Raw genomic sequence first — 22266 nt, forward strand, 5'->3', positions numbered from 1 at the left:
CCGGCTCTCCGGCCGGGCCGTCAGCTGTCTCTCCGGCCGTCCCTCGGCGGCTCTCCGGCGTCCCGCGGCGGTTCCCCGGGGCCCTTCGGGCGGCTGGGGCCGGGAAGTCCCGGGGCGCCGGAACCGCCGCCGCCCGCCGCGAGTTCGAATTCGGCTCGGGGGTGCTCCAGGGAGCCGAGGGAGACGATCTCGCGTTTGAAGAGTCCGGACAGGGCCCATTCGGCAAGGACGCGCGCCTTCCGGTTGAACGTGGGTACCCGGCTGAGGTGGTACGTACGGTGCATCAGCCAGGCGGGGTACCCCTTGAGCTTGCGGCCGTAGACGTGGGCGACGCCCTTGTGCAGGCCGAGGGAGGCGACCGAACCGGCGTACGCGTGGCGGTACTCCGTGAGCGACCTGCCGTCGATGGCGGCGAGGACGTTGTCGGCGAGGATCTTCGCCTGGCGCACGGCGTGCTGGGCGTTGGGGGCGGTCTCGCGGCCGGGTTCGGAGGCGGTCAGGTCGGGTACGGCCGCGGCGTCGCCGGCGGCCCAGGCGTGCGGCGTGTCCTGGACGCCGAGGGTGGCGGTGCAGCGGAGCCGGCCGCGTTCGGTGAGGGGCAGGTCGGTGGCGGCGAGCAGGGGGGCCGGTTTGACGCCCGCGGTCCAGACGAGGGTGCGGGTGGGGAAGCGGGAGCCGTCGCTGAGGACGGCGACGCGGTCCTCACAGGTGTCGAGGCGGGTCTCCAGGCGGACGTCGATGTTCCGGCTCCGCAGCTCGCCGATGGCGTAGGTGCCCATGGCCTCGCCGACCTCGGGGAGGATGCGCCCGGACGCCTCGACGAGGATCCATTTCAGGTCGGACGGCTTGATGTTGTGGTAGTACCGCGCCGTGTAGCGGGCCATGTCCTCCAGTTCGGCCAGCGCCTCGACGCCCGCGTAGCCGCCGCCGACGAAGACGAAGGTCAGCGCGGCGTCGCGGATCGCGGGGTCGCGGGTGGCGGAGGCGATGTCCATCTGTTCGATGACGTGGTTGCGCAGTCCGATGGCTTCCTCGACGGTCTTGAAACCGATGCCGAAGTCGGCGAGGCCGGGGATCGGCAGGGTGCGCGATACGGACCCGGGGGCGATGACGATCTCGTCGTACCCGATCTCCAGGGCCCCGGTGCCGTCCTCACCGGTGGCGAGGGTGGTGACGGTCGCGGTCCGTTTGGCGTGGTCGATGCGCTGGGCCTCGCCGATGACGATCGTGCAGTCCCTGAGGACCCGGCGCAGCGGCACGACGACATGGCGAGGCGAGATCGAGCCGGCCGCCGCTTCGGGGAGGAAGGGCTGGTACGTCATGTAGGGCTCGGGCGTGACGACCACGATCTCGGCGTCGCCGCTCTTGAGTCTCTGCTTCAACTTCCGCTGGAGACGCAGCGCTGTGTACATCCCGACGTAGCCGCCGCCGACGACGAGAACGCGCACACCTGGCCGGGTGCCGGGGGTCGTCCCCCGGAAATCTGGAGCCATCACCACCCCATGACGCAACGGAGTCAGTGGTTTGTCCACAGGCCCGGCAAATTGTGTGACCGGAGGGCCGACAGCGTCGCTCGGGGCCCGTCGGCGGCGGGAAGCGACAGCCGTGCAGGTCAGGCGGTACGTGTGGGGTGAGCGGAGGGGCGATGTTCCGGCGCGGATCGGATGGTGGTCCGACCGGGGGGCGCCCCATGCGGAACAACCCCCTTCTGAATTGACGCGGGCTCAACTATGTTCGTAACCCGTCGGGGTGTCGGGTGCGGATTTCGTATGGCTCCGCTCCCCGGCTGAAACGGCGGGAAGTCTCCGGGGGGAGACGTCATAACCGGGGGAGTTATGCATATTCAGGATACTCATGGCCAGGCTGCGCTCTCGCGCGCTTCCGATGACACAGGACGCCTCGGCTCCGTGGGTGCGCTGGGCGTCATGAGCTCGGCCGACGCTGTTCGTTCCGCGGCCGCGGTGAGTGCCGCGGCGCTGAGTTCGGCCGTTGCCGGACAGGCCCCGAACGGGGCGACGACGACCGGAACGGCGACGACGGGGGCCGCGGGCGCGTCGCGCTCGGCTCCCCTGCGGGTCGACGCGCAGCGCAATCTGGAGCATGTGCTGCGGGCGGCCCGCGAGGTGTTCGGGGAGCTGGGTTACGGCGCCCCGATGGAGGACGTGGCCCGTCGGGCACGCGTCGGCGTGGGCACCGTCTACCGGCGTTTTCCCAGCAAGGACGTGCTGGTGCGCCGGATAGCCGAGGAGGAGACCGCCCGGCTGACCGAGCAGGCGCGGACGGCGCTGGGGCAGGAGGAAGAGCCCTGGTCGGCACTCTCCCGCTTCCTGCGTACGTCGGTGGCGTCGGGCGCGGGCCGGCTGCTGCCGCCGCAGGTGCTGCGGGTCGGGGTCGACGGTGAGGAGCAGCCGGGTGTGCCGGCGGCTTCGGAATCCGTGGACGAGGCCCGGGTTCCGCAGCAGCGGCAGGGCGTGGGCCAGGACGAGCTCCGCGGCGCCGGCCGTCGGCCCGCCGGGGGCGGTGACGGGCTGGACGGCCTCGGCGAGGAGACGGGCGCGGTCGAGCTGCTGGAGGTCGTGGGACGGCTGGTGGAGCGGGCGCGGGAGTCCGGAGAGCTGCGCCGGGACGTGACGGTGGCCGATGTGCTGCTGGTCATCGCCACGGCGGCTCCCTCGCTGCCGGACGCCGCTCAGCAGGCCGCGGCCTCGGCCCGGCTGCTGGACATCCTGCTGGAGGGGCTGCGGTCGCGGCCGGCGTGACGGCCGGGGTCGGCGGTCCTGCGTGCCGGTCCGCGCTCGCCCGTATCGCTCGGACGCGTCAACTCGCTCGGACGCGTCAACTCGCCCGGACGCATCGGCATCGCTCGGCCGCGTCAACGGGAGGGCATTCCCCGAAAGAGAGGGCTCCAGTACTCACATTCGGGAAAACGCCCCGGATGAGTGGTTGGCGGGACTGAGAGGCCAACACGATTGAGCCATGTGGCAGTCTTGGCCGGTATTCGGGTCCGAGGGTGTATACGGGGGCTTCCGCGATGAGCGGTAACGAGCAGCAGGAAGAGCCGCTCGGCGAGATCTCTGCGGGCGACGGGGACACGAAGGCGGACGGGCTGTCCGCCGGGCAGGTGCCGGTCCAGGCCGTGCGCGGCCCGTCGGGCGGCGAGGCCGAGGGCGGCACCGTCCTGCCCGGCCCGTGGCCCGCCGTCGCCGAGGAGGACACGCCCGGCGAGGCTGCCGGTGCGGGCTCCGGCCCGCACGCGGTTCCGCAGCAGCGCGCCGGCCGCAGCGGGGCCCCCGAGGCCGGACCCTCGGACGCCCGGCTGATCGAGGACATGCGGGCGGGCGACGACCAGGCCTACGAGGAGCTGTTCCGGCGGCATGCGGGCGCCGTGCTCCGCTACGCCCGCAGCTGCTGCCGGGACGCGCACACCGCCGACGACCTGACAGCCGAGGTGTTCGCCCGCACGCTCCAGGCGGTACGGGGCGGAAAGGGGCCGACGGAAGCGGTCCGGGCCTATCTGATGACCGCCGTCCGCCATGTCGCCGCCGCCTGGACCAAGAGCGCCAAGCGGGAGCATCTGGTCGACGACTTCGCGGTGTTCGCCGCGCAGGCGACCCGTTCCTCGGAGCTCTCCGACGACGACACCCTCGAACTCGGCGCCGATGTCCTCGCGATGCACGAGGCCGAGCAGTCGATGGCGATGCAGGCGTTCCGGAGTCTCCCGGAGCGCTGGCAGGCGGTCCTGTGGCACACGACGGTGGAGGAGGAGTCGCCGAGCGAGATCGCCCCGCTGTTCGGCCTCACCGCCAACGCCACCGCCGTTCTGGCCGGCCGTGCCCGCGAGGGGCTCAAGCAGGCGTACCTCCAGGCCCACGTCAGCCAGGCGCTCACCACCGGCGGGGACTGCGCGCAGTACGCCGACCGGCTCGGCGCCCATGCCCGGGGCGGGCTGCGCACCCGGGCCGAACGCGGGCTGCGCAAGCATCTCGACGAGTGTGCGAAGTGCCGGGTGGCCGCGGGCGAGCTGGACCACGTGAACGCGGGCATTCCGGCGCTGCTGCCCGTCGCGGTCATCGGCTGGTTCGCCGCCGGGTTCTCGCTCAAGGCCGCGGGCGTCGTGGCCGGTGGTGCGGCCGGGGCCGCGGGGGCGGGTGCCGCCGCCGCGGCCACGGGGTCCGGTTCCACCGGCGGGGCCGCCGGTGGAGCCGCGGCCTCCGAGGGGCTCGGGGCACCCGCGAAGGCGGGGATCGCCGCCGCCGTGGCGGTGGCCGCCGCGGCCGGCCTGGTCTGGGCGCTCGTCGGCGACGACCAGCCGAAGCCGGAGCCCAGGCCGGTCGCGAAGCCTCCGGCCGTGGCGCCCGCCGTGCCGACGCCGGAGCCTCCGCCGCCGTCCCCGAAGCCGGCGCCGAAACCACCGGCCGCGCCCGCGCCGCCCGCGCCCCCGGCACCGTCCCCGTCCGAGCCGGCCCCGAAGCCCTCGCCGACGCCGAGTCCCACGCCCTCGCCCCAACCGCCGCCGCAGCCCGCTCCCCCGGCGCCGAGCCCGCCGCCGTCCCCCAAGCCGACGCCTGAACCGCCGAGGCCCACACCGCCGCCGCCCGCCCCGGAGGTGTACCAGGTCAGCGAGTTGGCGTATTCCGTGTTCGGCGACCACACCGAGCCGGAAGTGGCGATGGGCCCGAGCAGTTGGGTCTGGCAGCGGTCGAACGTGTCGATCGCCTCCACCCGTTACGCGCACGGGGTGACCGTGCACGCCCGCTCCTCGGTGACCATCCAGCTGAACCGGTCGTGCACGCGCTACGAGGCCATGGTCGGGGTGGACGACATGACGCTCGGGCTCGGTGCGGTGCGCTTCTCCGTGTTCAACGGGGACGGGGCCCGGCTGTGGCGTTCCCCGGTGATGGAGGGCGGCGCGCCCGCCGTCCCGGTGAGCGTGGGCATCGCGGGCCAGTCCTCGATCCGCCTCGTGGTGGAGCCGGAGGGGCCGATGGGCGGGGTGGCCCTGGCCGACTGGGCGGAGTCCCGGATCAGCTGCGTCTGAGCCGTACGCGCGTCGCGCCTCCCGCGGTCGGGGCAGCCCGAGCCCGGCTGGCCGGTCAGCACAGCCGGGTGGCGGCGCCCTGCCGGCGTTCTCCCCCGGCGGATTCCGGTCAGGGCTGGAGGGTGCGCCGGGCGGGGATCACACCGCCCGCGACCGCGCGCTGGCGCGGGGCGGCCGTCCCCGTCCAGCAGGTGCCTCGACGGGTCACCAGGCGGCGCAGCCACAGTTCGGTGGAGGCCAGGTCCGCCAAGCCGTCCAGGGGCAGCGGCTCCCCTTCGGACGCGGCGCGCAGGGCCTTGCGCACCACCCGGGCCTCGACCAGGCCCGCGTCCGCCAGCAGCGGGGCGTCGAAGAGGGCCATCAGCTCGGGCAGCGCGGTGCGCAGGCCGGTCCGGGTGACGGCGGTGGAGGTGGCCTGGGAGGGCGTGCCCCAGCCGGGTGGCAGATCGTGGATGCCCGCCCCGCCGAGCACCCGGCGCAGGATCGCGGCCCGTGCGCCGGGCTGGACGCGCAGCGACTCGGGCAGGGCGCGGGCCGCCCGGACGACCTGGTTGTCGAGGAACGGGGCGTGCAGTCGCTGGCTGCGGATCTCGGCCGCCTGTTCCAGGATGCGGTGGTCGGCGGCGGCGCGGGCGAGGGTGGCGCGGGCGCGGGCCTCGCCGGGGCGCTGCACGGAGGTGGGCCGGATCGCCGCTTCCTGGAGGCGAACCGATACTTCGGCCAGCGCCTCCCCGGTCAGCCAGCGTGCCGCGGGCCCCGGGCGCGACCAGGCGAGGGCGGCGAGCGAGGCGTCGGCGGGGGTGGCGAGGTCGGGGGCGTGACGGTTGGCGTCGGGGAGGAGTCCGGCGGCGGACTCCAGGCCGGTGCGGTACGACGTACGGGCCAGGCGGCGGGCGGCGCGGTAGACCGTCAGCGGGACGAACAGGGAGTGCGCCGTGGGGCCTTCGGCCTTGGTGAGGGCGGCGACGGGGCGCAGGAGGTGGCGTCTGCGCCGGTCCATCAGGAGGTCGGCGAGGCGGGCCGGGTGGGCGTCCAGCACCTGCCGGGCCCCGGTCCCGACGAGGTGGTCGGCGCTGCCCGCGGAGAGCCGGCGGCGGTGGCGTTCGGCGAGGACGAGGGAGGGAGCCGGTTCGTCGGTGAGCGCGCCGGTCTCCAACGCGGCGTACGGCAGGGCCTCTTCGCCCGCCGCGACGACCACATGGTGCAGGCGCGGGTTGGCGGCGATGGCGCGGGCCCGCTCCATCTCGTCCTCGTTGCCGCGGGTGGTGAGGTCGTTGAAGGTGACGGCGAGCAGCCGCTCACCGGCGCCGGTGCCGTGGCCGAGGAGGGTGCCGGGCAGTCCGGGCAGTCCGGAGGCGAGCAGGGCGAGGGTGGCGGACGCACTGCCTCCGGAGAGGTCGGCGCCGATGCCCGCGACGGGTCCGCCCCGGGCCGCGCGCCGGTCGGCGGGGCCCATGCCGGGCACCGGCCCCGGGTCCTGCGGCATGCTCTCCGGCGCGTGGCGCGGGGCCGTGAGCCGGGCGCGTACGGCTTCGACGAGCGCGTCCCGTACGCCCTCCACCGCGTGCACCGGGTCGGCCTGGGGCGCGGCGACGGCGAGCGAGGCGACGGCCTCGTACCCCGTGATCTCCCGCGAGCCCTCGCGCAGGATCAGGGCGTGGCCCGGCGGGACCCGCCGCACGCCCTCGTAGGGCGTGCCGTCGCCGAGGGCCTCGGGGGTCTCCGGGCAGGCGAGCAGCGCGGCGAGGTGCCCGATGTCGAGCTGGGCCTCGATGAGGTCGGCGAGCGGCAGGGCGGCGGTGGCGTAGGCGGTGCCGCCGGCCCAGGGGGTGTGGAAGACGGGCCGGGCGCCGGCGAGATCGCCCGCGACGGTGATGCGGCGGCCGATCTGGACGACGGCGGTGTAACTGCCGGGCCAGGCGGTGAGATGGCGCATCGCGCCGCCGCGTGCGGCGAGCAGCCCGACGCGGAGCTGTTCGTCGGTGGCGCCGCAGCAGCCGAGGACCGCGAGGCGGACGGTGGGGGCGCCTTCCGGGGTGGCGACGCCGATGACGCGGATCTCGTCGGGGCGCCAGTCGCCGACCGCCCACAGCGGATCCGGGTCGCCCCACAGGAGTTGGGAGCCCACGGGGTGGACCGTGCGCCCCTCTCCGCCGTTTCCGACGGCGCCGACGGTGCCGAAGCTCGCGGCGATACTGCTCCATCCCACCAACCAACGCATCGCCGCCTCCACAGGCTGTGGACAAACGGCGCACGAGATGAGCGAAAACGCCGCTGCGGGACATGCTGCCACGACAACGCCGCAGGAGAGGGTGTACGGGCAGCGCACGCCGGAAGAGCATGCGCCCCTGGCAAAGGCCCGACGCGGTCTTCACCGCGACGACAGCAACGGAATTGCCGGTTCCGGGAGTTGTGAAGGTCGGGCCGTACGGTCGCCGCGCCGCCCCGGCCCGCCCCCCGAGGCAGGGGAGGGGCCGGCGCCGCCCGGAAACAGCGACGATATCCGGCCATAGTCGGACCGTTGGCCAGACCCTCACCGGATCGTCGCTATTCGGCCATTCTCTCGAAGCGCCGCCCTGCGCGCATACCGTGCCGCGCCCCCCTGGCGACCCCTCCACGCACAGTCCGGGAGGTGGGCCTCACCTCCCGGACCGGTCCGCCGCCCGCGGGGAATGGAGCGGCGGTTTCCCCCAGCCCACTGAGTCCAGTGCAGCGGGCCGACCCACGCAGGACTCAGCCAAGCGCCACGCGACAGGGCGGGCCAGAGCGCACGGCCGGGCGCACGGCCACACACCGGGAGCACGCCGCACCCCGGCCGGTACACCCCCGCCCGGGCACCCGGACCGCCCGCGCGAACAACAATCCCGCCATCCGGACGTCTGCCCCTTAACGGTAGGGATAGGGAGAACTACGCTGTGTTTACTGGTGTTCTCGACAGGGGGGCATATTCCTCGGGGCTCAGCCACATGCGTGTGCAGGCGGAGTACGAGGGTTCGAACCTGGGGAGGCATCGGTACGAATGCCGCGCGCCGTCCTCGGTGACGCGGCGGCCGTCTGTGTGTCGAGGGGTGGCGCATGTCCAGGGAGCAACGCGGGCCGAACGAGAAGCTCGGCACGGTTCTCGCCCTCGCGGGAATCAGTAACGCCGGGCTAGCCCGGCGGGTCAACGACCTCGGAGCACAGCGCGGTCTGACACTTCGCTACGACAAGACCTCGGTGGCCCGGTGGGTCGCCAAGGGAATGGTGCCGCAGGGCGCGGCGCCGCATCTCATCGCGGCGGCGATCGGGGCCAAGCTCGGCCGCCCGGTGCCGTTGCACGAGATCGGTCTCGCCGACGCGGACCCGGCCCCGGAGGTCGGTCTCGCCTTCCCCCGGGACGTGGGCGAGGCGGTCCGGTCGGCGACCGAGCTGTACCGGCTGGATCTGGCCGGGCGGCGGGGCGGCGGCGGGATCTGGCAGTCCCTGGCGGGATCCTTCTCGGTGAGCGCCTACGCGACGCCCGCCTCCCGCTGGCTCATAACCCCCGCCGACCCGTCGGTGGCCCGGGACCCGACGGCGGCGCAGGCGGCGATCCTCGGGGCGCGCGGCGGCGCACCCGAAGGCCCCGGCACGGCCGGAGCCCAGGGGCCGGGGAGCGCACCGGACTCCCGGGGAGCACACATCCTCCACACCGGCGGCGCCGCGCCCGGCGCGGCGGGCTCGGTCCCGGTCCAGCCCGGGCCGGAGTCCGTGGCGGACGCCACGCCGTTGCGGGTCGGCCACAGCGATGTGTCGAAGCTGCGCGAGGCGGCCCAGGACGCCCGGCGCTGGGACTCCAAGTACGGCGGCGGCGACTGGCGCTCCTCCATGGTTCCCGAGTGCTTACGCGTCGACGCCGCTCCCCTGCTCCTCGGCTCGTACACCGACGAGGTCGGACGGGCCCTGTTCGGCGCCTCCGCCGAGCTGACCCGGCTGGCCGGCTGGATGGCCTTCGACACCGGCCAGCAGGAGGCCGCCCAGCGCTACTACATCCAGGCCCTGCGCCTGGCCCGGGCCGCCGCCGACGTGCCGCTCGGCGGCTATGTCCTCGCCTCGATGTCCCTCCAGGCGACCTACCGCGGCTTCGCCGACGAGGGCGTCGACCTCGCCCAGGCCGCCGTCGAGCGCAACCGGGGCCTCGCCACCGCCCGCACCATGAGCTTCTTCCGGCTGGTGGAGGCCCGCGCCCATGCGAAGGCCGGCGACGCACCGGCCGCGGGGGCCGCGCTCAAGGGCGCCGAGAGCTGGCTGGAGCGGTCCCGGGCGGGCGACGCCGATCCGTCCTGGCTCGGCTTCTACGGCTACGACCGGTTCGCCGCCGACGCCGCCGAGTGCTACCGGGACCTGAAGGCCCCCCGCCAGGTGCGGCGCTTCACCGAGCAGGCGCTGTCCCGGCCGACCGAGGAGTTCGTCCGCAGCCACGGACTACGGCTCGTCGTCTCCGCCGTCGCCGAGCTGGAGTCGGGCAATCTGGACGCCGCCTGCGCCGCGGGCACCCGGGCGGTGGAGGTCGCGGGCCGGATCTCCTCGGCCCGCACCACGGAGTACGTGCGCGATCTGCTGCACCGCCTGGAGCCGTACGGGGACGAGCCCCGCGTCGCGGAGCTGCGCGAGCGGGCCCGGCCGCTGCTGGTCACCCAGGCCTGACCCGGACGCACACTCCGCCCACCGGGCCGGTGCCGGGCGGAATGTGCGCCACGCCCCGCCCATCTCGGGTTTGAGCCGGTTGTCAGTGGGTCAGTGCACTATCGGGGTGGGAGGTGGCGTGATGATGACGCACGCGGCGTACGACTGCGATGTGCTGGTGATCGGCGGCGGGATCGTCGGTCTGTCGACCGCGTACGCGCTGACCCGGGCGGCTCCGGGCACCCGGGTCACGGTCCTGGAGAAGGAGCGCGGCCCCGCCCGCCACCAGACCGGCCGCAACAGCGGCGTGATCCACAGCGGCATCTACTACCGCCCCGGCTCCCTCAAGGCGCGGTACGCGCTGCGCGGCTCGGCGGAGCTCGCGGACTTCTGCGCGGAGCACTCCATCGCGCACGCCACCACCGGCAAGCTGATCGTCGCCACCGAGCGCTCCGAGCTCCCCCGGCTGCACGCCCTCGTGCAGCGCGGCCGCGAGCACGGGCTGCCCGTGCGGGAGCTGGGCCCGGCCCAGATCGCGGAGCACGAACCGGAGGTCCGGGGCCTGGCGGCGATCCGGGTCGGCACGACGGGCGTCTGCGACTTCACCGCCGTGGCCACCCGCTTCGCGACCGAGGTCACGGCGGCGGGCGGCATCGTGCGGTACGGCGCGGAGGTCACCGCGGTGGACCGGCGCCCCTGGGGCGTCGCGGTGCGCACGGCGGACGGCCCGGTCGTGCGGGCCCGGGTGCTGGTCAACTGCGCGGGGCTCCACAGCGACCGGGTGGCCCGCCTCGCCGGGGACGATCCGGGGGTGCGGATCGTGCCGTTCCGGGGGGAGTACTACGCGCTGGCCCGCCCCGAGCTGGTGCGCGGTCTGGTCTACCCGGTGCCGGACCCGGCCTTCCCCTTCCTCGGCGTCCACCTCACCCGCGGTTTCGACGGTTCCGTCCACGTCGGGCCGAACGCGGTCCCCGCCCTGGCCCGGGAGGGATACACCTGGCCCCGGGTCAGCCCCGCCGAACTGCTGTCCACGCTGAGCTGGCCGGGCACCTGGCAGATCGCCCGCCGCCACTGGCGGTACGGGGCGGGCGAGGTGCACCGCTCGCTGTCCCGGTCCGCGTTCACCCGGGCCGTCCAGCGGCTGCTGCCCGCCGTCACCGAGGACGATCTGCGCCCGTCGCCCGCCGGGGTGCGGGCCCAGGCAGTGCTGAGGGACGGCACGCTGGTCGACGACTTCCTGATCCGCGAGGCCCCGCACACCGTGCATGTGCTCAACGCCCCGTCGCCCGCGGCGACGGCGTGCCTGCCCATCGGACGGGAGGTGGCACGGCTCGCGCTGCGCCGGGCTCGGGGGACGGGGTGGAAGCCGCCCGCCGTAGAATCCGGTCATTGTGTCTGAGCAGCCTCTGAACCCCACCCCCGCCGGATCCCCCGCCGGATCCCCCGACGCGACGCCGACCGACGAGACGCCGGCCGGCCCCGCGCGGACCGGCTCCACGGCGGCCGACGCGCTCGCCGACGCCGCGACCGACCCCACGGCGGCCGACGCCAGGGCCGACGAGGCCCCGGCCACCGACGCCACCTCCGACGAAGCCGCCGCGCTGCGGGCCGCCTCCTTCGAGCGGGCGCGCCGGCTGCGCATGGAGCCGCGCTTCCCCGGCGGCCCCGCCGCCGACCCGGCCGGCTCGCACCACGAGCGCCGGATCCGCAGCTTCCAGCCGCGCCGCAGCCGGGTCACCACCGGCCAGCAGGAATCCCTGGAGCGGCTGTGGCCCAAGTGGGGCCTGGACATCGACGGCAAGCGCGTCCTCGATCTGGCCGAGCTGTTCGACGGGCTGCCCGTGGTCCTGGAGATCGGCTTCGGCATGGGGGAGGCCACCGCGCAGATGGCGGCCGACGACCCGGGCACCGGCATCCTCGCGGTCGACGTCCACACTCCCGGCCAGGGCAATCTGCTGGGCCTCGCGGACAAGGCGGGCTCGACGAACGTCCGGGTGGCCAACGGCGACGCGGTCATCCTGCTGCGCGAGATGCTGGCCCCCGAGTCCCTGGACGGCCTGCGGGTCTACTTCCCCGACCCGTGGCCCAAGGCCCGGCACCACAAGCGGCGGCTCATCCAGCCCGCGTTCCTGGACCTGGTGGCCCCGGTGCTGAAGCCCGGCGCGATCGTCCACTGCGCCACGGACTGGGAGCCGTACGCCGAGCAGATGCTGGAGGTCCTCACCGCGCACCCCCGCTTCGAGAACACCGCGGCCGACGGCGGCTACGCCCCGCGTCCCGCGTTCCGGCCGCTCACCCGCTTCGAGGGTCAGGGCCTGGACAAGGGGCACGTCGTCCACGACCTGCTGTTCGCCCGCGTCTGACGCACCGGCCGGCGGTCGGGCGATGGCCGGATGCGCCGTCGCCGGTTGTCGGTGCTCCTCGTTAGGGTCGAGAGGTGTCCGACCCCTCCGCGCAGCCCCAGCAGGCGCACCCCGCCGTCCCGGTCCTCCTCCACGAGCAGCGGCTCGACGAGGTCCTGGGCTCCGCGCCGGAGCACGGCCGGGCGCGTTACCGGCCGCGCCGCGTCGGCATGGTGTGGCGCAGCAAGGTGTTCCGTGCCGGGGCCGTGATCGTGGCGCTCCTGCTGTGCGGGCTGCTGATCCTCGCCCTCGTCCGTGAACAGACCGGCCCGGAGGGGTTCCTCGTCGGTCTGGGCCTGGCGGTGCTGCCGGTTCCGCTGCTGATGGCGGCGTTCCGCTGGCTGGACCGGGTCGAGCCGGGCCCCTGGCGGAATCTGAGCTTCTCCTTCGCCTGGGGCGCGTGCGCCGCCGCGCTCGTCGCGATCATCGCCAACTCCTTCGCGACGCGCTGGATAGCCACCGCGACGGCCGACCCGGCGAGCGCCGACACCCTGGGGGCGACGGTGATCGCCCCCGTCGTCGAGGAGAGCGCGAAGGCGGTGGCCGTGCTGCTGATCTTCCTGTTCCGCAGACGGGAGTTCAGCGGGGTGGTGGACGGCATCGTCGTCGCCGGCTTCACCGCGACGGGCTTCGCGTTCACCGAGAACATCCTCTATCTGGGCAACGCCTTCGGCGAGGACCAGCAGCTCGGCAGCTCCGGGTTGGCCTCGGTGACGGCGGGGACGTTCTTCGTGCGGATCGTCATGTCGCCGTTCGCGCACCCCCTGTTCACGGTTCTCACCGGTCTCGGCTTCGGCTTCGCGGCCGTCAGCGCCCGCCGCCACCGGGTCCGCCGGATCGCCCTGCCGGTGCTGGGCCTACTGCTGGCGATGGGGCTGCACGCCCTGTGGAACGGCTCGTCGGCCTTCGGCCCGTACGGCTTCTACGCGGTGTACGGGATCGTCATGGTCCCGGCGTTCGCGCTGGTGACCTGGCTGGCGATCTGGTCGCGCCAGCGGGAGCTGCGCACGCTCGCCGCAGAGCTGCCCGCGTACGCCGCGGCCGGCTGGCTCACCCCCGCCGAGCCGACGGCGCTCTCCTCCATGCGGGCCCGGGGCATGGCCCGCGATCTGGCCCGCCACTGGCAGCGGGACCGGGCCCGGGGGCGGGCGGCGGCCCGCGCGGTCGCGGAGTACGAGTCGTTCGCGACGTCGCTCGCGGGGTTGCGCCGGCGGGCCCGCCACGGCGCGGTGGGCCCGGACTTCGGCGCCCGGGAGCGGGAGTTGCTGCACCACCTGTGGCAGCGCCGGGACATCGCGGCCCCGGCCCTGACTCACGCGGCCCGCCTCACCTCCCACCGTGGCCCGCACCACGGCCACCGCGCGCCGATGCCGTACGGCCGGCCCCCCGCGCAAGGGCACGGCCCCGGGTACGGATACGGCCCGGCGTACGGATACGGCCCGGCGTACGGGCAGTCGTACGGTCGGCCCCCCGCGCAGCACCACGGATACGGTTACGGGTACGGCGACCCCGGCTCCGTCAGGCCGACGCCTCGGTGAGCAGCGCGATCTCCCGGTCCGTCAGCCGCAGGCCGGCGACCGCGACGAGGGCGGGGAGCTGTTCGACCGTGCGGGCGGAGGCGATCGGGGCGGCGACGGTCGGCCGGGCGGCGAGCCAGGCGAGGGCCACGGTCGCGATCTCGGCGTTCCGTTCCCCGGCCACCTGGTCGAGGGCGGCCAGCACCTTGCGGCCCTGCTCCGACTCCAGATGTCCGCCCGCCTTCGCGGAGCGCGCGCTCTCCACCGTCGTACCGGGGCGGTACTTGCCGGTGAGGAATCCGGAGGCGAGCGCGTAGTACGGGACGGCCGCGAGGCCCGCGGCGGCCGCGGTGTCCTGGAGGGCGCCCTCGTAGGTGGAGCGGGAGACCAGGTTGTAGTGCGGCTGAAGCGCGACGTACCGGGCGAGGCCTTCTCGCTCGGAGAAGGCGAGGGAGGCGGCGAGGCGCTCGGGGCTGATGTTGGAGGCGGCGATGTGGCGCACCTTGCCGTCCTTCACCAACTGGTCGAGGGCGGTGATGATCTCCTCGACCGGAACGGTCTCGTCGTCGAAGTGTGTGTAGTAGAGGTCGATGTGGTCGGTGCCCAGCCGGCGCAGCGACGCCTCGGCCGCGCCCTTGATGGTGCCGGCGGACAGGCCCCGGAAGTCGGGGTGGGCGCCGGCCTTGGTGGCGACGACGATGTCGGACCGGTTGCCACGGGAGGCGAGCCACTTGCCGATGACGGTCTCCGACTCGCCGCCCCGGTTGCCGTCGGCCCAGGCGGAGTACGCGTCGGCGGTGTCGATGAAGTTGCCGCCGGCCTCGACGTACGCGTCAAGGACGGCGAAGGACTGGTCCTCGTCCGCCGTCCAGCCGAAGACGTTGCCGCCGAGGGCGAGGGGGAAGACCTGGAGGCCGGAGGTGCCGAGGGGGGTGCGCGCGGAAGTCATGTGAGGGTTCAACGGGCCGGGCGGGGGCCGGTATTCCTCACCGTGCTCCATCCGGGCATGCCCGTCCCTTCCCCGGACAGACCGGCAGCCCTGACGTCGGGGGGTGTGCGTCAGGGCTGCCGGGGTTTCGGGGGCGGGCCGCCGGGCAAGGGCGGCCCGGGGGCTCAGACCGAGAGGCCCTTGCTGTTCAGCCAGGCCATCGGGTCCATCGCCGAGCCGCCGGCGGTGCGGACCTCCAGGTGGAGGTGGACGCCGGTCACGTTGCCGCTGTCGCCCATGCGGCCGATGGTCTGGCCGGTGGTGACCTTCTGGCCGACCGAGACCTCGATCGAGGACTGGTGGGCGTACCAGATCTCCGTGCCGTCATCGAGCTGGAGCACCGTGCGGTAACCGTACGAACCGGACCAGCCGGCCGACGTGATCGTGCCGCTGTGCACGGCCTTGAGCGGCGCGCCGGCCGACCCGGCGAAGTCGAGACCGGTGTGCTGGCCCGAGGACCAGAGCGCACCGGACTGACCGTAGGTCGAGGTGATCGTGTACGAGGAGGTCGGCAGCGAGAAGCTGGCGGCGAGCTTGGCGAGACGCTCCTCCTCCGCCTTCTTCTTCGCCGCTTCCTCTTCGGCCTTCTTCTTCGCGGCGGCTTCGGCCTCGGCCTCGTCCTGCTGCTTCTTGGCCTCCGCCGCCGCCTTCTCGGCCGCGGCCTTCTCGGCAGCCGCCTTGGCCTCGGCGTCGGCGCTGGCCTGCTGCTGCTCGGCCTGCTGGAGGATCCGGGCGCGCAGTGCCTCGCCGGCGTCGGTGCCCTGCTCGGCCTCGGCGCTGGTGAGCCCGGCGGTGGTGAGCGGCGCGGCCGCGGCGACCGGGACGGCCTCCGCGTCGTCGGACATGAAGGACCCGACGCCGGGAAGGGACTTGGCGTCGGGGAGGTTGTCCGCGATGGAATCGGGAAGAGAGATGGAGACGGGTGCCTTGTCCTGAGCGGTGGCCATGCCACCCGCTCCGACGGCCGCTATGACGCCGACCCCGAGGACGGTGGAGCTACGGGCCAGACCACGCTGCTTGGCCACGCGGTGCCTGCCGCGTACGGGCCGGATGGAGTCCTCGGTGGGATTCCACTCCCCCACGGACCGTTCGGCGCCACCGTAGCTGTCGGGGCTGAAGGGTGACGGGACCTCAGGGGCAGGCTTGTTGGACGCCACGTGGGCGCACTCCTTTCCTTCCTTCTCGCCTACCGGGTTAGCTGACGGGTTCGGAGCAGGAAGGTCTCCTACGGGCCCCTCCGCCTCTCACGAGACGCAGGCGTCCGATTCACCCCATGGAGGTGGTTCCCCGGTTTCCTTGCGGAATTCGGCGCTCGCGCGCGGCGCCGTCCCTGACGACGACTGTGACGACCGCGCTGCGTTATCGAACGTTAATAGACACCCGGGCCCGATTCCAAGCTGTTCCTGTTGATCATTAACGAACAGGGGCGGGAGGTACGGGTCATAAGCGGGTGGAATCGGACGGCCTGACCGTGACTCAGCCACATGCCTTTTTCTGACGGTGTATCAAATGTTATGCGGAGCGGTGCGCTTCGATTACGTACCGTGTCACCCCGGCCGTCTCAGCGGGCCGCGTCCTCGTCGCGCCGCCCCACGATCTTCACCGTCGTCCGGCGCACGGGCTGCCCCTCCGCCGGCCGGCCGACCGCGATCAGCGCCATGTCGTCCGTGGCCCGCCCGCCGGTGTGCAGCCGTACGTCGTCGGTCAGCGCCGACAGCAGCTCCTCCGGCCCCGGGAAGATCCGGCCGCGCAGCCGGGCCGCCGGATCGTAGAAGACCCCGTTCGCGTCCCGGGCCTCGGACAGACCGTCCGTGAAGGCGAGGAGCGTCGCCCCCGGAGGCATCGCCCACTCGTCGGCGCGGTCCGGCCACACCCCGAGGTCCATCCCCAGCGGCAGGGCGGGCACGGAGGGCGCCAGCACCTCCAGGGCCCCGTCCGCGTGGAGCAGGATCGGCTCGGGGTGACCGCGGTTGACCAGGCGGACCGTGGCCGCCCCGGGCGGGATCTCGGCCAGTACGGCGGTGATGAAGCCCTCCATGGCGTCGAGCCCGTACCGCCGCGTCTCCTCGCGGGCCAGCGCCCGCTCCAGCCGCTGGGCCACGCCCTCCAGAGACCGCTCCTGCTCGGCGGCCTCCCGGAACGCCCCGATGATCACCGCCACCGCCTCGACCGCGTCCAGTCCCTTGCCGCGGACGTCGCCGACCACGGCCCGTACGCCGTACGGGGTGTCCGCGACGGCGTACAGGTCGCCGCCCACGAACTCGTCCGCCTGGGCCGCCTCGTACCGCGCGGCCACCTGGAGCCCGCCGATCCGCTCGGCCGGTGTCGGCAGCACGGCCCGCATGGCCGTCTCCGCGATGACCCGGGCCGAGGCCAGCTGCTCGTTGCCGCGCCGCACGACGCCGTTGATGACGAGGGCCAGCGCGGCGGCGGTGAGCACGGTGACCATCTCGATCACGGGGACGACCTGGGTGGACGTCCCGTCGGAGATCCGCATGACGGTGACGGAGACGACCGCGGCGATCCCCGTGCGGACGGTCCGGGACCGCGAGAAGAAGGGGGCGGCGATCAGAGGTGCCGCGACGAAGAGGGGGACGGCGCTGAAGTTGGGCGGGGACAGCGCGTCGAACACCAGCCCGCCGATGATCAGCAGGGCGGGCAGCAGCCGGACGAACCGTCCGGTGCCCCGTCCGCCGGACGTCAGCTCCCCCTCCCGGGATCCGAACACCGCACGGCCCACGGCGTCCACACCCCCCGCCGCTCCGCTGCGCCGTCCCTCGGCCATCCCCACCTGTGCACTCCTGCCCGGTCCACCCACGGCTGCGGACGGTACCGCGCCCCGTCCAGGCTTCCCGGAGCCGCGCCGAGCGGCGACCGGGCATCGGCCGAATAGGGGGAAATCGCGGTGGCGGCCCGGCCCGCCGTGGTCAGTCGGAGAGCCGGTGCCGCGCGTAGACCGTCAGTGCGTCACGTACGAAGGCGGCGGTGCCGTCCCCGTGGCGATCGTAGTTCCTTCCGAAGCGAGGGTCGGCGACATACATCTCCCCGAGCCCGATCACGTACGAACGGCTGGGCTCCTTGGCCGAGGACAGCCAGGCGCAGTGCCGCCGCGCGAGCTCCTGCGCCTCGGGCCCGTCGGCGGCGAGCCCGGCCTCCCTGGCCCGGCCCCAGTCGCGGGCGATGGCCTCGTGCTCGTCCTGGAACGCCTTCTTCTCCCCCTCCCCGAGCGAACGCCACCAGCGGTCACCCTCCTCGTACGCGTCCCGGCCCCAGCGCTCGGTGACCTCCTGCTCGTGGGCGGTGTGGTCGAATCCGTCGAACACCTCAGCGGCCATGAGTTCCATCCCCTCCTGGGTCTTGTGGAGCGTGGTCCGCACCGAGGCGATCTGCCGTCCGATGCGCGCCTGCTCCTGTTCGAGCAGGCGCAGATGTGCCCGCAGCGCCACCGCCGTGTCCCGCTGCCCCTCCAGTACGTCCTTGATGGCGGGCAGCGACAGCCCGAGCTCCCGCAGCAGCAGGATGCGCTGCAGCCGGACGAGGGCGTCCTGGTCGTAGTAGCGGTAGCCGTTGCTTCCGATCCGGCTCGGCGCGAGGAGACCGAGGTCCCCGTAGTGCCGGAGCGTGCGGCTCGTGGTGCCGGCCTGGCGGGCGATTTCCTGAATGGACCACTCCATGCCGGAAACGCTAGATCTTTACGTTGCGTCAAGGTCAAGGCGTCCTCGGCCGGACCCGGAGAACGACTCGGACCCGGGAAACGACTCGGGCCCGGCACGCTGTCTGCGTGCCGGGCCCGGATCTTCAGTAGCGGGGACAGGATTTGAACCTGCGACCTCTGGGTTATGAGCCCAGCGAGCTACCGAGCTGCTCCACCCCGCGTCGATGAACACAACTGTACGGCATTCCGGGAGTGCCGTTGACCAATCGCTCGGGGCGCCCCTGCTCGGGATGCCCCTGCTCGGTGCACCCCGGCCAGGTCGTCGTCCGCGTCTTCGGGCTGCCGTATCCGGGCGGGCCGGCCATCGACCGGGCCGCGCGCGAGGGCGACCCCCGCGCCGTCGGCTTTCCCCGGCCACCTCTTCCCGAAATATACCCCCGGGGGTAATAGTGTTAGAGTCCATGACATACCCCGGGGGTAATTTCTGCACGGAAGGAGTATCGCGGTGTTCTTCGTTGACGTGATCGAACTGGAGGGCCTGGGCAACCGCAGCTACCTCGCCGGCGGCGAGACCGCGGCGGTGGCGGTCGACCCGCCCCGGGACATCGATCAGGTGCTGGCCGCGGCCGCGCGGCGCGGGGTGCGCGTCTCCCACGTGGTGGAGACCCACATACACAACGACTACGTCACCGGCGGGCTGGAGCTCGCCCGGATCACGGGCGCCGCCTACCTGGTGCCGGCGGGGGCGAACGTGTCCTTCGCCCGGACCCCGGTCTCCGACGGCGACACGGTGGACGTCGACTCCGCGGCAGGACTGACCCTCAGCGCCGTCGCCACTCCCGGACACACGCCGCATCACACCGCGTACGTACTGGCGGAGGCGGGCCGCCCCGTGGCCGCGTTCACGGGAGGATCGCTGCTCATCGGTACGGTCGGCAGGCCCGATCTCGTCGAGCCGCGGCTGACCGAGCAGCTGGCCCGCGCCCAGTACGCCTCGGCCAACCGGCTCGCCGACGCCCTGCCCGACGACACGGCCGTGCTGCCCACCCATGGGTTCGGCAGCTTCTGCTCGTCCGCGCAGGCGGACGGCGACGCGACGACGATCGGCAGGGAGAAGACCGCGAACACGGCACTGACCGTGGACGTGGACACCTTCGTCGCCGAGCTGCTCGCCGGACTGGAGGACGTTCCCGCCTACTACGCGCACATGGGCCCCGCCAACGCGACCGGCCCCGACCCGGTCGACCTGACCCCGCCCGCCGTAGCCGATCCGCAGGAGATCACCGCACGGCTCGCGGCCGGGGAGTGGGTCGTCGATCTCCGCAACCGCGTCGCCTTCGCCGAGGGGCATGTGGCGGGTTCGTTCAACTTCGAGGCGGACGGCAAGCTCGCCACGTACCTCGCCTGGATGATCCCGTGGGGCAGGCCCGTCACCCTGCTCGCCAAAAGTCCCGAACAACTGGCCTCGGCTCAGAGGGAGTTGGTCCGAGTCGGTATCGACCGGCCGGCCGCCGCCGCGACCGGAGGCCCCGAGGCGTGGCTGCGCGACGGTGAGCGTCCGGCCTCGTTCCCGCGAGCCACGTTCGCGCGGCTCGCGGCCGAGCGCACGGAAGAGACCGTGGTGCTGGACGTGCGCCGGGACTCCGAGAGGGCGGAGGGCTGGATCGAGGGCTCGGTCCACATCCCGGTCCACGAGGTGCACCGCAGGCTCGGCGAGGTGCCGGACGGCACGGTCTGGGTGCACTGCGCGGGCGGCATGCGCGCGGGCATCGCCGCCTCCCTGCTGGACGCCGCCGGACGGCAGGTCGTGGCCGTCGACGACGGCTTCGACGCCGCCGCCGAGGCCGGGCTGACCGTCGTCACCGGCTGAACCCACCCCGAGCGCAAGGCGAAAGAGAAAGACGAGAGCGACGATGTTCCTCTTCAGCAGCAAGGCGCCGCGCCTGTCCGTGCGCGAAGCGCGCGACCGTACCAGCGGTGAACGGCCCGAGTCCGTCCTGCTGGATGTGCGCGAGAAGCCCGAGTGGAGGGCCGGGCACGCCCCGCACGCCCTGCACGCCCCGTTGACGGAGCTGGCCGCGGGCGGTGCCCTGCCCGCCTCGGCACGGGGACGGGCACTGGTGGTGATCTGCCGTAGCGGGCACCGCTCGCGGCAGGCCGCGAAGCTCCTGGCCGAACGGGGCGCGGACGCGGTGGACGTGGAGGGCGGCATGAACGCGTGGGCCGCCGCCGGATATCCGGTCGTCGACGAACGCGGGAACAGCGGCTCGACGGCGTGAGCACCCTCGTCCTCGCCCTGATCACCGGGGCCGTCGTCGGTCTGGCCCTCGGCGCCCTGGGCGGCGGTGGCAGCGTGCTCGCGGTCCCCGCCCTGATCTACCTGCTCGGCTTCTCACCGGCGTCGGCGTCCACGGCCGCCCTGATCATCGTCACCGCGACCTCCGCCACCGCCCTGTACGCCCATGCCCGCGACGGCGACGTCGCCTGGAGGACCGGTGCCCTGTTCGCCCTCGCGGGCGTCGGGCCCGCCTTCCTCGTCGGAGCCGCCGCCGGACACCTCCCGGCCGCCGCGCTCACCGGGGCCTTCGCCGTCGTCGCGTCCCTGGCCGCCCTGCGGATGCTCCGCCCGGCCGCCACCGGGACGCCCGAGCGGGTGCGTCCCGCCAAGGCGGCCGGTGCCGGCGCCGGACTCGGCGCCGTGACCGGGCTCCTCGGCGTGGGCGGCGGGTTCCTCGCGGTCCCGGCGCTGGTGGGAGTCCTCGGCCTGCGGATGAAGCGGGCGGTGGGCACCAGTCTTCTGGTCATCACCGTCAATTCCCTGGCCGCGCTCACCTCGCGGACGGGGACGGGCGGTGAGCTGCGCTGGGAGGTGATCGCCCCGTTCGCCGGGGCCGCGATCCTCGGAGCCTGGGACGGCAAGCGGCTCGCGTCGAGGATCACCGGACGGACCCTGCAGCGCGTCTTCGCGTTCGTGCTGCTGGCGGTGGCGGCCGTCATGCTCGTCGACGTGGTCGTCTGAGCCGGCCGCCCGTCGGCTCAGGCCAGCGACAGGAACAGCTTCTCCAGCCGACCGCGCATCGCGTCCCGGTCCTCGACGGTGCGGCTCCCGTCCTCCACCTCGGTCAGGCACTGCTGGAGCCCGGTGGCGATGATCGCGAAACCGGCCCGGTCCAGCGCCCGGGAAGCCGCCGCCAACTGCGTCACGACCTCCTCGCAGTCCCGCCCCTCCTCAATCATCCGGATCACTCCGGAGATCTGTCCCTGTGCCCGGCGAAGGCGGTTCAGCACCGCCTTCAACTCCGCACCCGCCAGATCAAGCTCCATCATCACTCCTCACCGGATACCCCCAGGGGTAAATATACTCCGCGCGAGCGGGGCCCCGCCGACAGCAAAGGATGACACCTGCCATGACCCGGCCCACCACTCTCGGCACCGGCGAAGCCCGCACCCGGCTGCACGAACTCACCGTGATCGATGTCCGCACCCCCGGCGAGTACGCGAGCGGGCACCTGCCCGGCGCCCTCAATATCCCCCTCGACCGGCTCCAGCAGGCCCTGCCCGACATCCGGTACGCCGCCGAGCGCGGGGACATCCTGGTCGTCTGCGCTTCCGGCGCACGGTCCGAGAACGCCTGCCGCATGCTCGCCGAGCACCACATCGCCGCGGCCACCCTTTCCGGGGGCACCGGCGCCTGGGCGTCCAACGGCCACGACCTGCACCGCCCCCAGGCCACGGCCCGCGCGACCTGGGGCCTGGAACGCCAGGTCCGCTTCACGGCGGGAACCGCCGTCCTGACCGGCCTCCTCCTGGGCGTCCTCGTCCACCCGGCGTTCCAGTTCCTGTCGGCCGGCATCGCCGCCGGGCTGGTCTTCTCCGCCCTCACCAACACCTGCGGCATGGCGGCCCTGCTGGCCAAGCTGCCCCACAACCGTCCCCGCGCCACCGAGCTCGCCGCGACCCTGGCTGAACTCCGCAACCGCTGAGCAGACGGCGAAGCGTCTCCACCCGGACCGGGTGGAGAC

At 73.7% G+C, this 22266-nt stretch carries 17 protein-coding genes, 1 tRNA gene and 1 riboswitch; of the genes, 10 read left to right on the forward strand and 8 right to left on the reverse strand.

Going from position 1 to position 22266, the window contains the following annotated elements:
* Positions 1 to 20: 20 nt before the first annotated feature.
* Positions 21 to 1448, reverse strand: a complete 1428-nt coding sequence (locus CCZ36_RS15635) for an NAD(P)/FAD-dependent oxidoreductase (protein ID WP_079149776.1) — start codon at positions 1446 to 1448, stop codon at positions 21 to 23.
* 387 nt (positions 1449 to 1835) lie between these two features.
* On the opposite strand from CCZ36_RS15635, the gene CCZ36_RS15640 reads away from it, so the two are divergent.
* Positions 1836 to 2759: a TetR/AcrR family transcriptional regulator gene (locus tag CCZ36_RS15640; protein WP_370738602.1), complete on the forward strand. Its 924-nt coding sequence runs from the start codon at positions 1836 to 1838 to the stop codon at positions 2757 to 2759.
* A 272-nt stretch (positions 2760 to 3031) separates the two neighbouring features.
* A complete protein-coding gene (locus CCZ36_RS15645; RefSeq protein WP_128817894.1) occupies positions 3032 to 5038 on the forward strand; it encodes a sigma-70 family RNA polymerase sigma factor in 2007 nt (668 codons plus the stop codon).
* A gap of 109 nt (positions 5039 to 5147) precedes the next feature.
* Here CCZ36_RS15645 and CCZ36_RS15650 read toward each other — a convergent pair whose 3' ends face one another.
* On the reverse strand, positions 5148 to 7259 hold the full coding sequence (locus tag CCZ36_RS15650) for an asparagine synthase-related protein (protein ID WP_107474875.1): 2112 nt from the start codon (positions 7257 to 7259) through the stop codon (positions 5148 to 5150).
* An 854-nt stretch (positions 7260 to 8113) separates the two neighbouring features.
* Here CCZ36_RS15650 and CCZ36_RS15655 point away from each other — a divergent pair.
* From CCZ36_RS15655 to CCZ36_RS15670, 4 genes are all read left to right on the forward strand, one after another.
* Positions 8114 to 9703 carry a sporulation protein gene (locus tag CCZ36_RS15655; RefSeq protein ID WP_069740491.1) on the forward strand — a complete coding sequence of 530 codons (1590 nt, stop codon included), beginning with the start codon at positions 8114 to 8116 and terminating at the stop codon, positions 9701 to 9703.
* A gap of 121 nt (positions 9704 to 9824) precedes the next feature.
* Positions 9825 to 11081, forward strand: coding sequence for an L-2-hydroxyglutarate oxidase (gene lhgO / locus CCZ36_RS15660; protein WP_069744672.1), 1257 nt, complete (start codon positions 9825 to 9827; stop codon positions 11079 to 11081).
* Complete coding sequence (gene trmB / locus CCZ36_RS15665; protein ID WP_128817895.1) at positions 11074 to 12045, forward strand: tRNA (guanosine(46)-N7)-methyltransferase TrmB; 972 nt, start codon at positions 11074 to 11076, stop codon at positions 12043 to 12045. Before lhgO ends, trmB begins: the two co-directional genes overlap by 8 nt.
* 74 nt (positions 12046 to 12119) lie before the next feature.
* Positions 12120 to 13622, forward strand: coding sequence for a PrsW family intramembrane metalloprotease (locus tag CCZ36_RS15670; RefSeq protein ID WP_069744670.1), 1503 nt, complete (start codon positions 12120 to 12122; stop codon positions 13620 to 13622).
* Here the strand turns inward: CCZ36_RS15670 and CCZ36_RS15675 are convergent.
* From CCZ36_RS15675 to CCZ36_RS15695, 5 genes are all read right to left on the reverse strand, one after another.
* Positions 13603 to 14550 carry an aldo/keto reductase gene (locus tag CCZ36_RS15675; RefSeq protein WP_069740487.1) on the reverse strand — a complete coding sequence of 316 codons (948 nt, stop codon included), beginning with the start codon at positions 14548 to 14550 and terminating at the stop codon, positions 13603 to 13605. The two genes, CCZ36_RS15670 and CCZ36_RS15675, sit on opposite strands and share 20 nt — an antisense overlap.
* 164 nt (positions 14551 to 14714) lie before the next feature.
* Positions 14715 to 15746, reverse strand: coding sequence for a M23 family metallopeptidase (locus CCZ36_RS15680; protein ID WP_069740486.1), 1032 nt, complete (start codon positions 15744 to 15746; stop codon positions 14715 to 14717).
* 11 nt (positions 15747 to 15757) lie between these two features.
* A riboswitch (cyclic di-AMP (ydaO/yuaA leader) is annotated at positions 15758 to 15910 on the reverse strand.
* 240 nt (positions 15911 to 16150) lie between these two features.
* Positions 16151 to 17374, reverse strand: coding sequence for a PP2C family protein-serine/threonine phosphatase (locus CCZ36_RS15685; protein ID WP_069740485.1), 1224 nt, complete (start codon positions 17372 to 17374; stop codon positions 16151 to 16153).
* A gap of 142 nt (positions 17375 to 17516) precedes the next feature.
* Complete coding sequence (locus tag CCZ36_RS15690) at positions 17517 to 18263, reverse strand: MerR family transcriptional regulator (RefSeq protein WP_128817896.1); 747 nt, start codon at positions 18261 to 18263, stop codon at positions 17517 to 17519.
* Between the two features lie 128 nt (positions 18264 to 18391).
* Positions 18392 to 18465: transfer RNA gene (locus tag CCZ36_RS15695), tRNA-Met, on the reverse strand.
* Between the two features lie 284 nt (positions 18466 to 18749).
* Between CCZ36_RS15695 and CCZ36_RS15700 the strand changes: the two genes are divergently transcribed.
* From CCZ36_RS15700 to CCZ36_RS15710, 3 genes are read left to right on the forward strand one after another with little or no spacing between them, the layout of a single operon-like run.
* Complete coding sequence (locus tag CCZ36_RS15700; RefSeq protein ID WP_128817897.1) at positions 18750 to 20114, forward strand: MBL fold metallo-hydrolase; 1365 nt, start codon at positions 18750 to 18752, stop codon at positions 20112 to 20114.
* 43 nt (positions 20115 to 20157) lie between these two features.
* The gene (locus CCZ36_RS15705; RefSeq protein ID WP_128817898.1) at positions 20158 to 20523 is read left to right on the forward strand and encodes a rhodanese-like domain-containing protein; all 366 of its coding nucleotides are present in this window, start codon (positions 20158 to 20160) and stop codon (positions 20521 to 20523) included.
* Positions 20520 to 21263 (forward strand): sulfite exporter TauE/SafE family protein, encoded by a 744-nt coding sequence (locus CCZ36_RS15710; protein ID WP_069740481.1) that lies wholly within the window; start codon positions 20520 to 20522, stop codon positions 21261 to 21263. Before CCZ36_RS15705 ends, CCZ36_RS15710 begins: the two co-directional genes overlap by 4 nt.
* 17 nt (positions 21264 to 21280) lie before the next feature.
* Here the strand turns inward: CCZ36_RS15710 and CCZ36_RS15715 are convergent, their stop codons facing one another.
* Positions 21281 to 21568 (reverse strand): metal-sensitive transcriptional regulator, encoded by a 288-nt coding sequence (locus CCZ36_RS15715; RefSeq protein WP_069740494.1) that lies wholly within the window; start codon positions 21566 to 21568, stop codon positions 21281 to 21283.
* 83 nt (positions 21569 to 21651) lie between these two features.
* Between CCZ36_RS15715 and CCZ36_RS15720 the strand changes: the two genes are divergently transcribed.
* Positions 21652 to 22227, forward strand: a complete 576-nt coding sequence (locus CCZ36_RS15720; RefSeq protein WP_128817899.1) for a rhodanese-like domain-containing protein — start codon at positions 21652 to 21654, stop codon at positions 22225 to 22227.
* The last annotated feature ends 39 nt before the right edge of the window (positions 22228 to 22266 follow it).

The organism is Streptomyces sp. S063 (genome assembly GCF_002832675.1).
GTDB classification, from domain to species: Bacteria; Actinomycetota; Actinomycetes; order Streptomycetales; family Streptomycetaceae; genus Streptomyces; species Streptomyces sindenensis.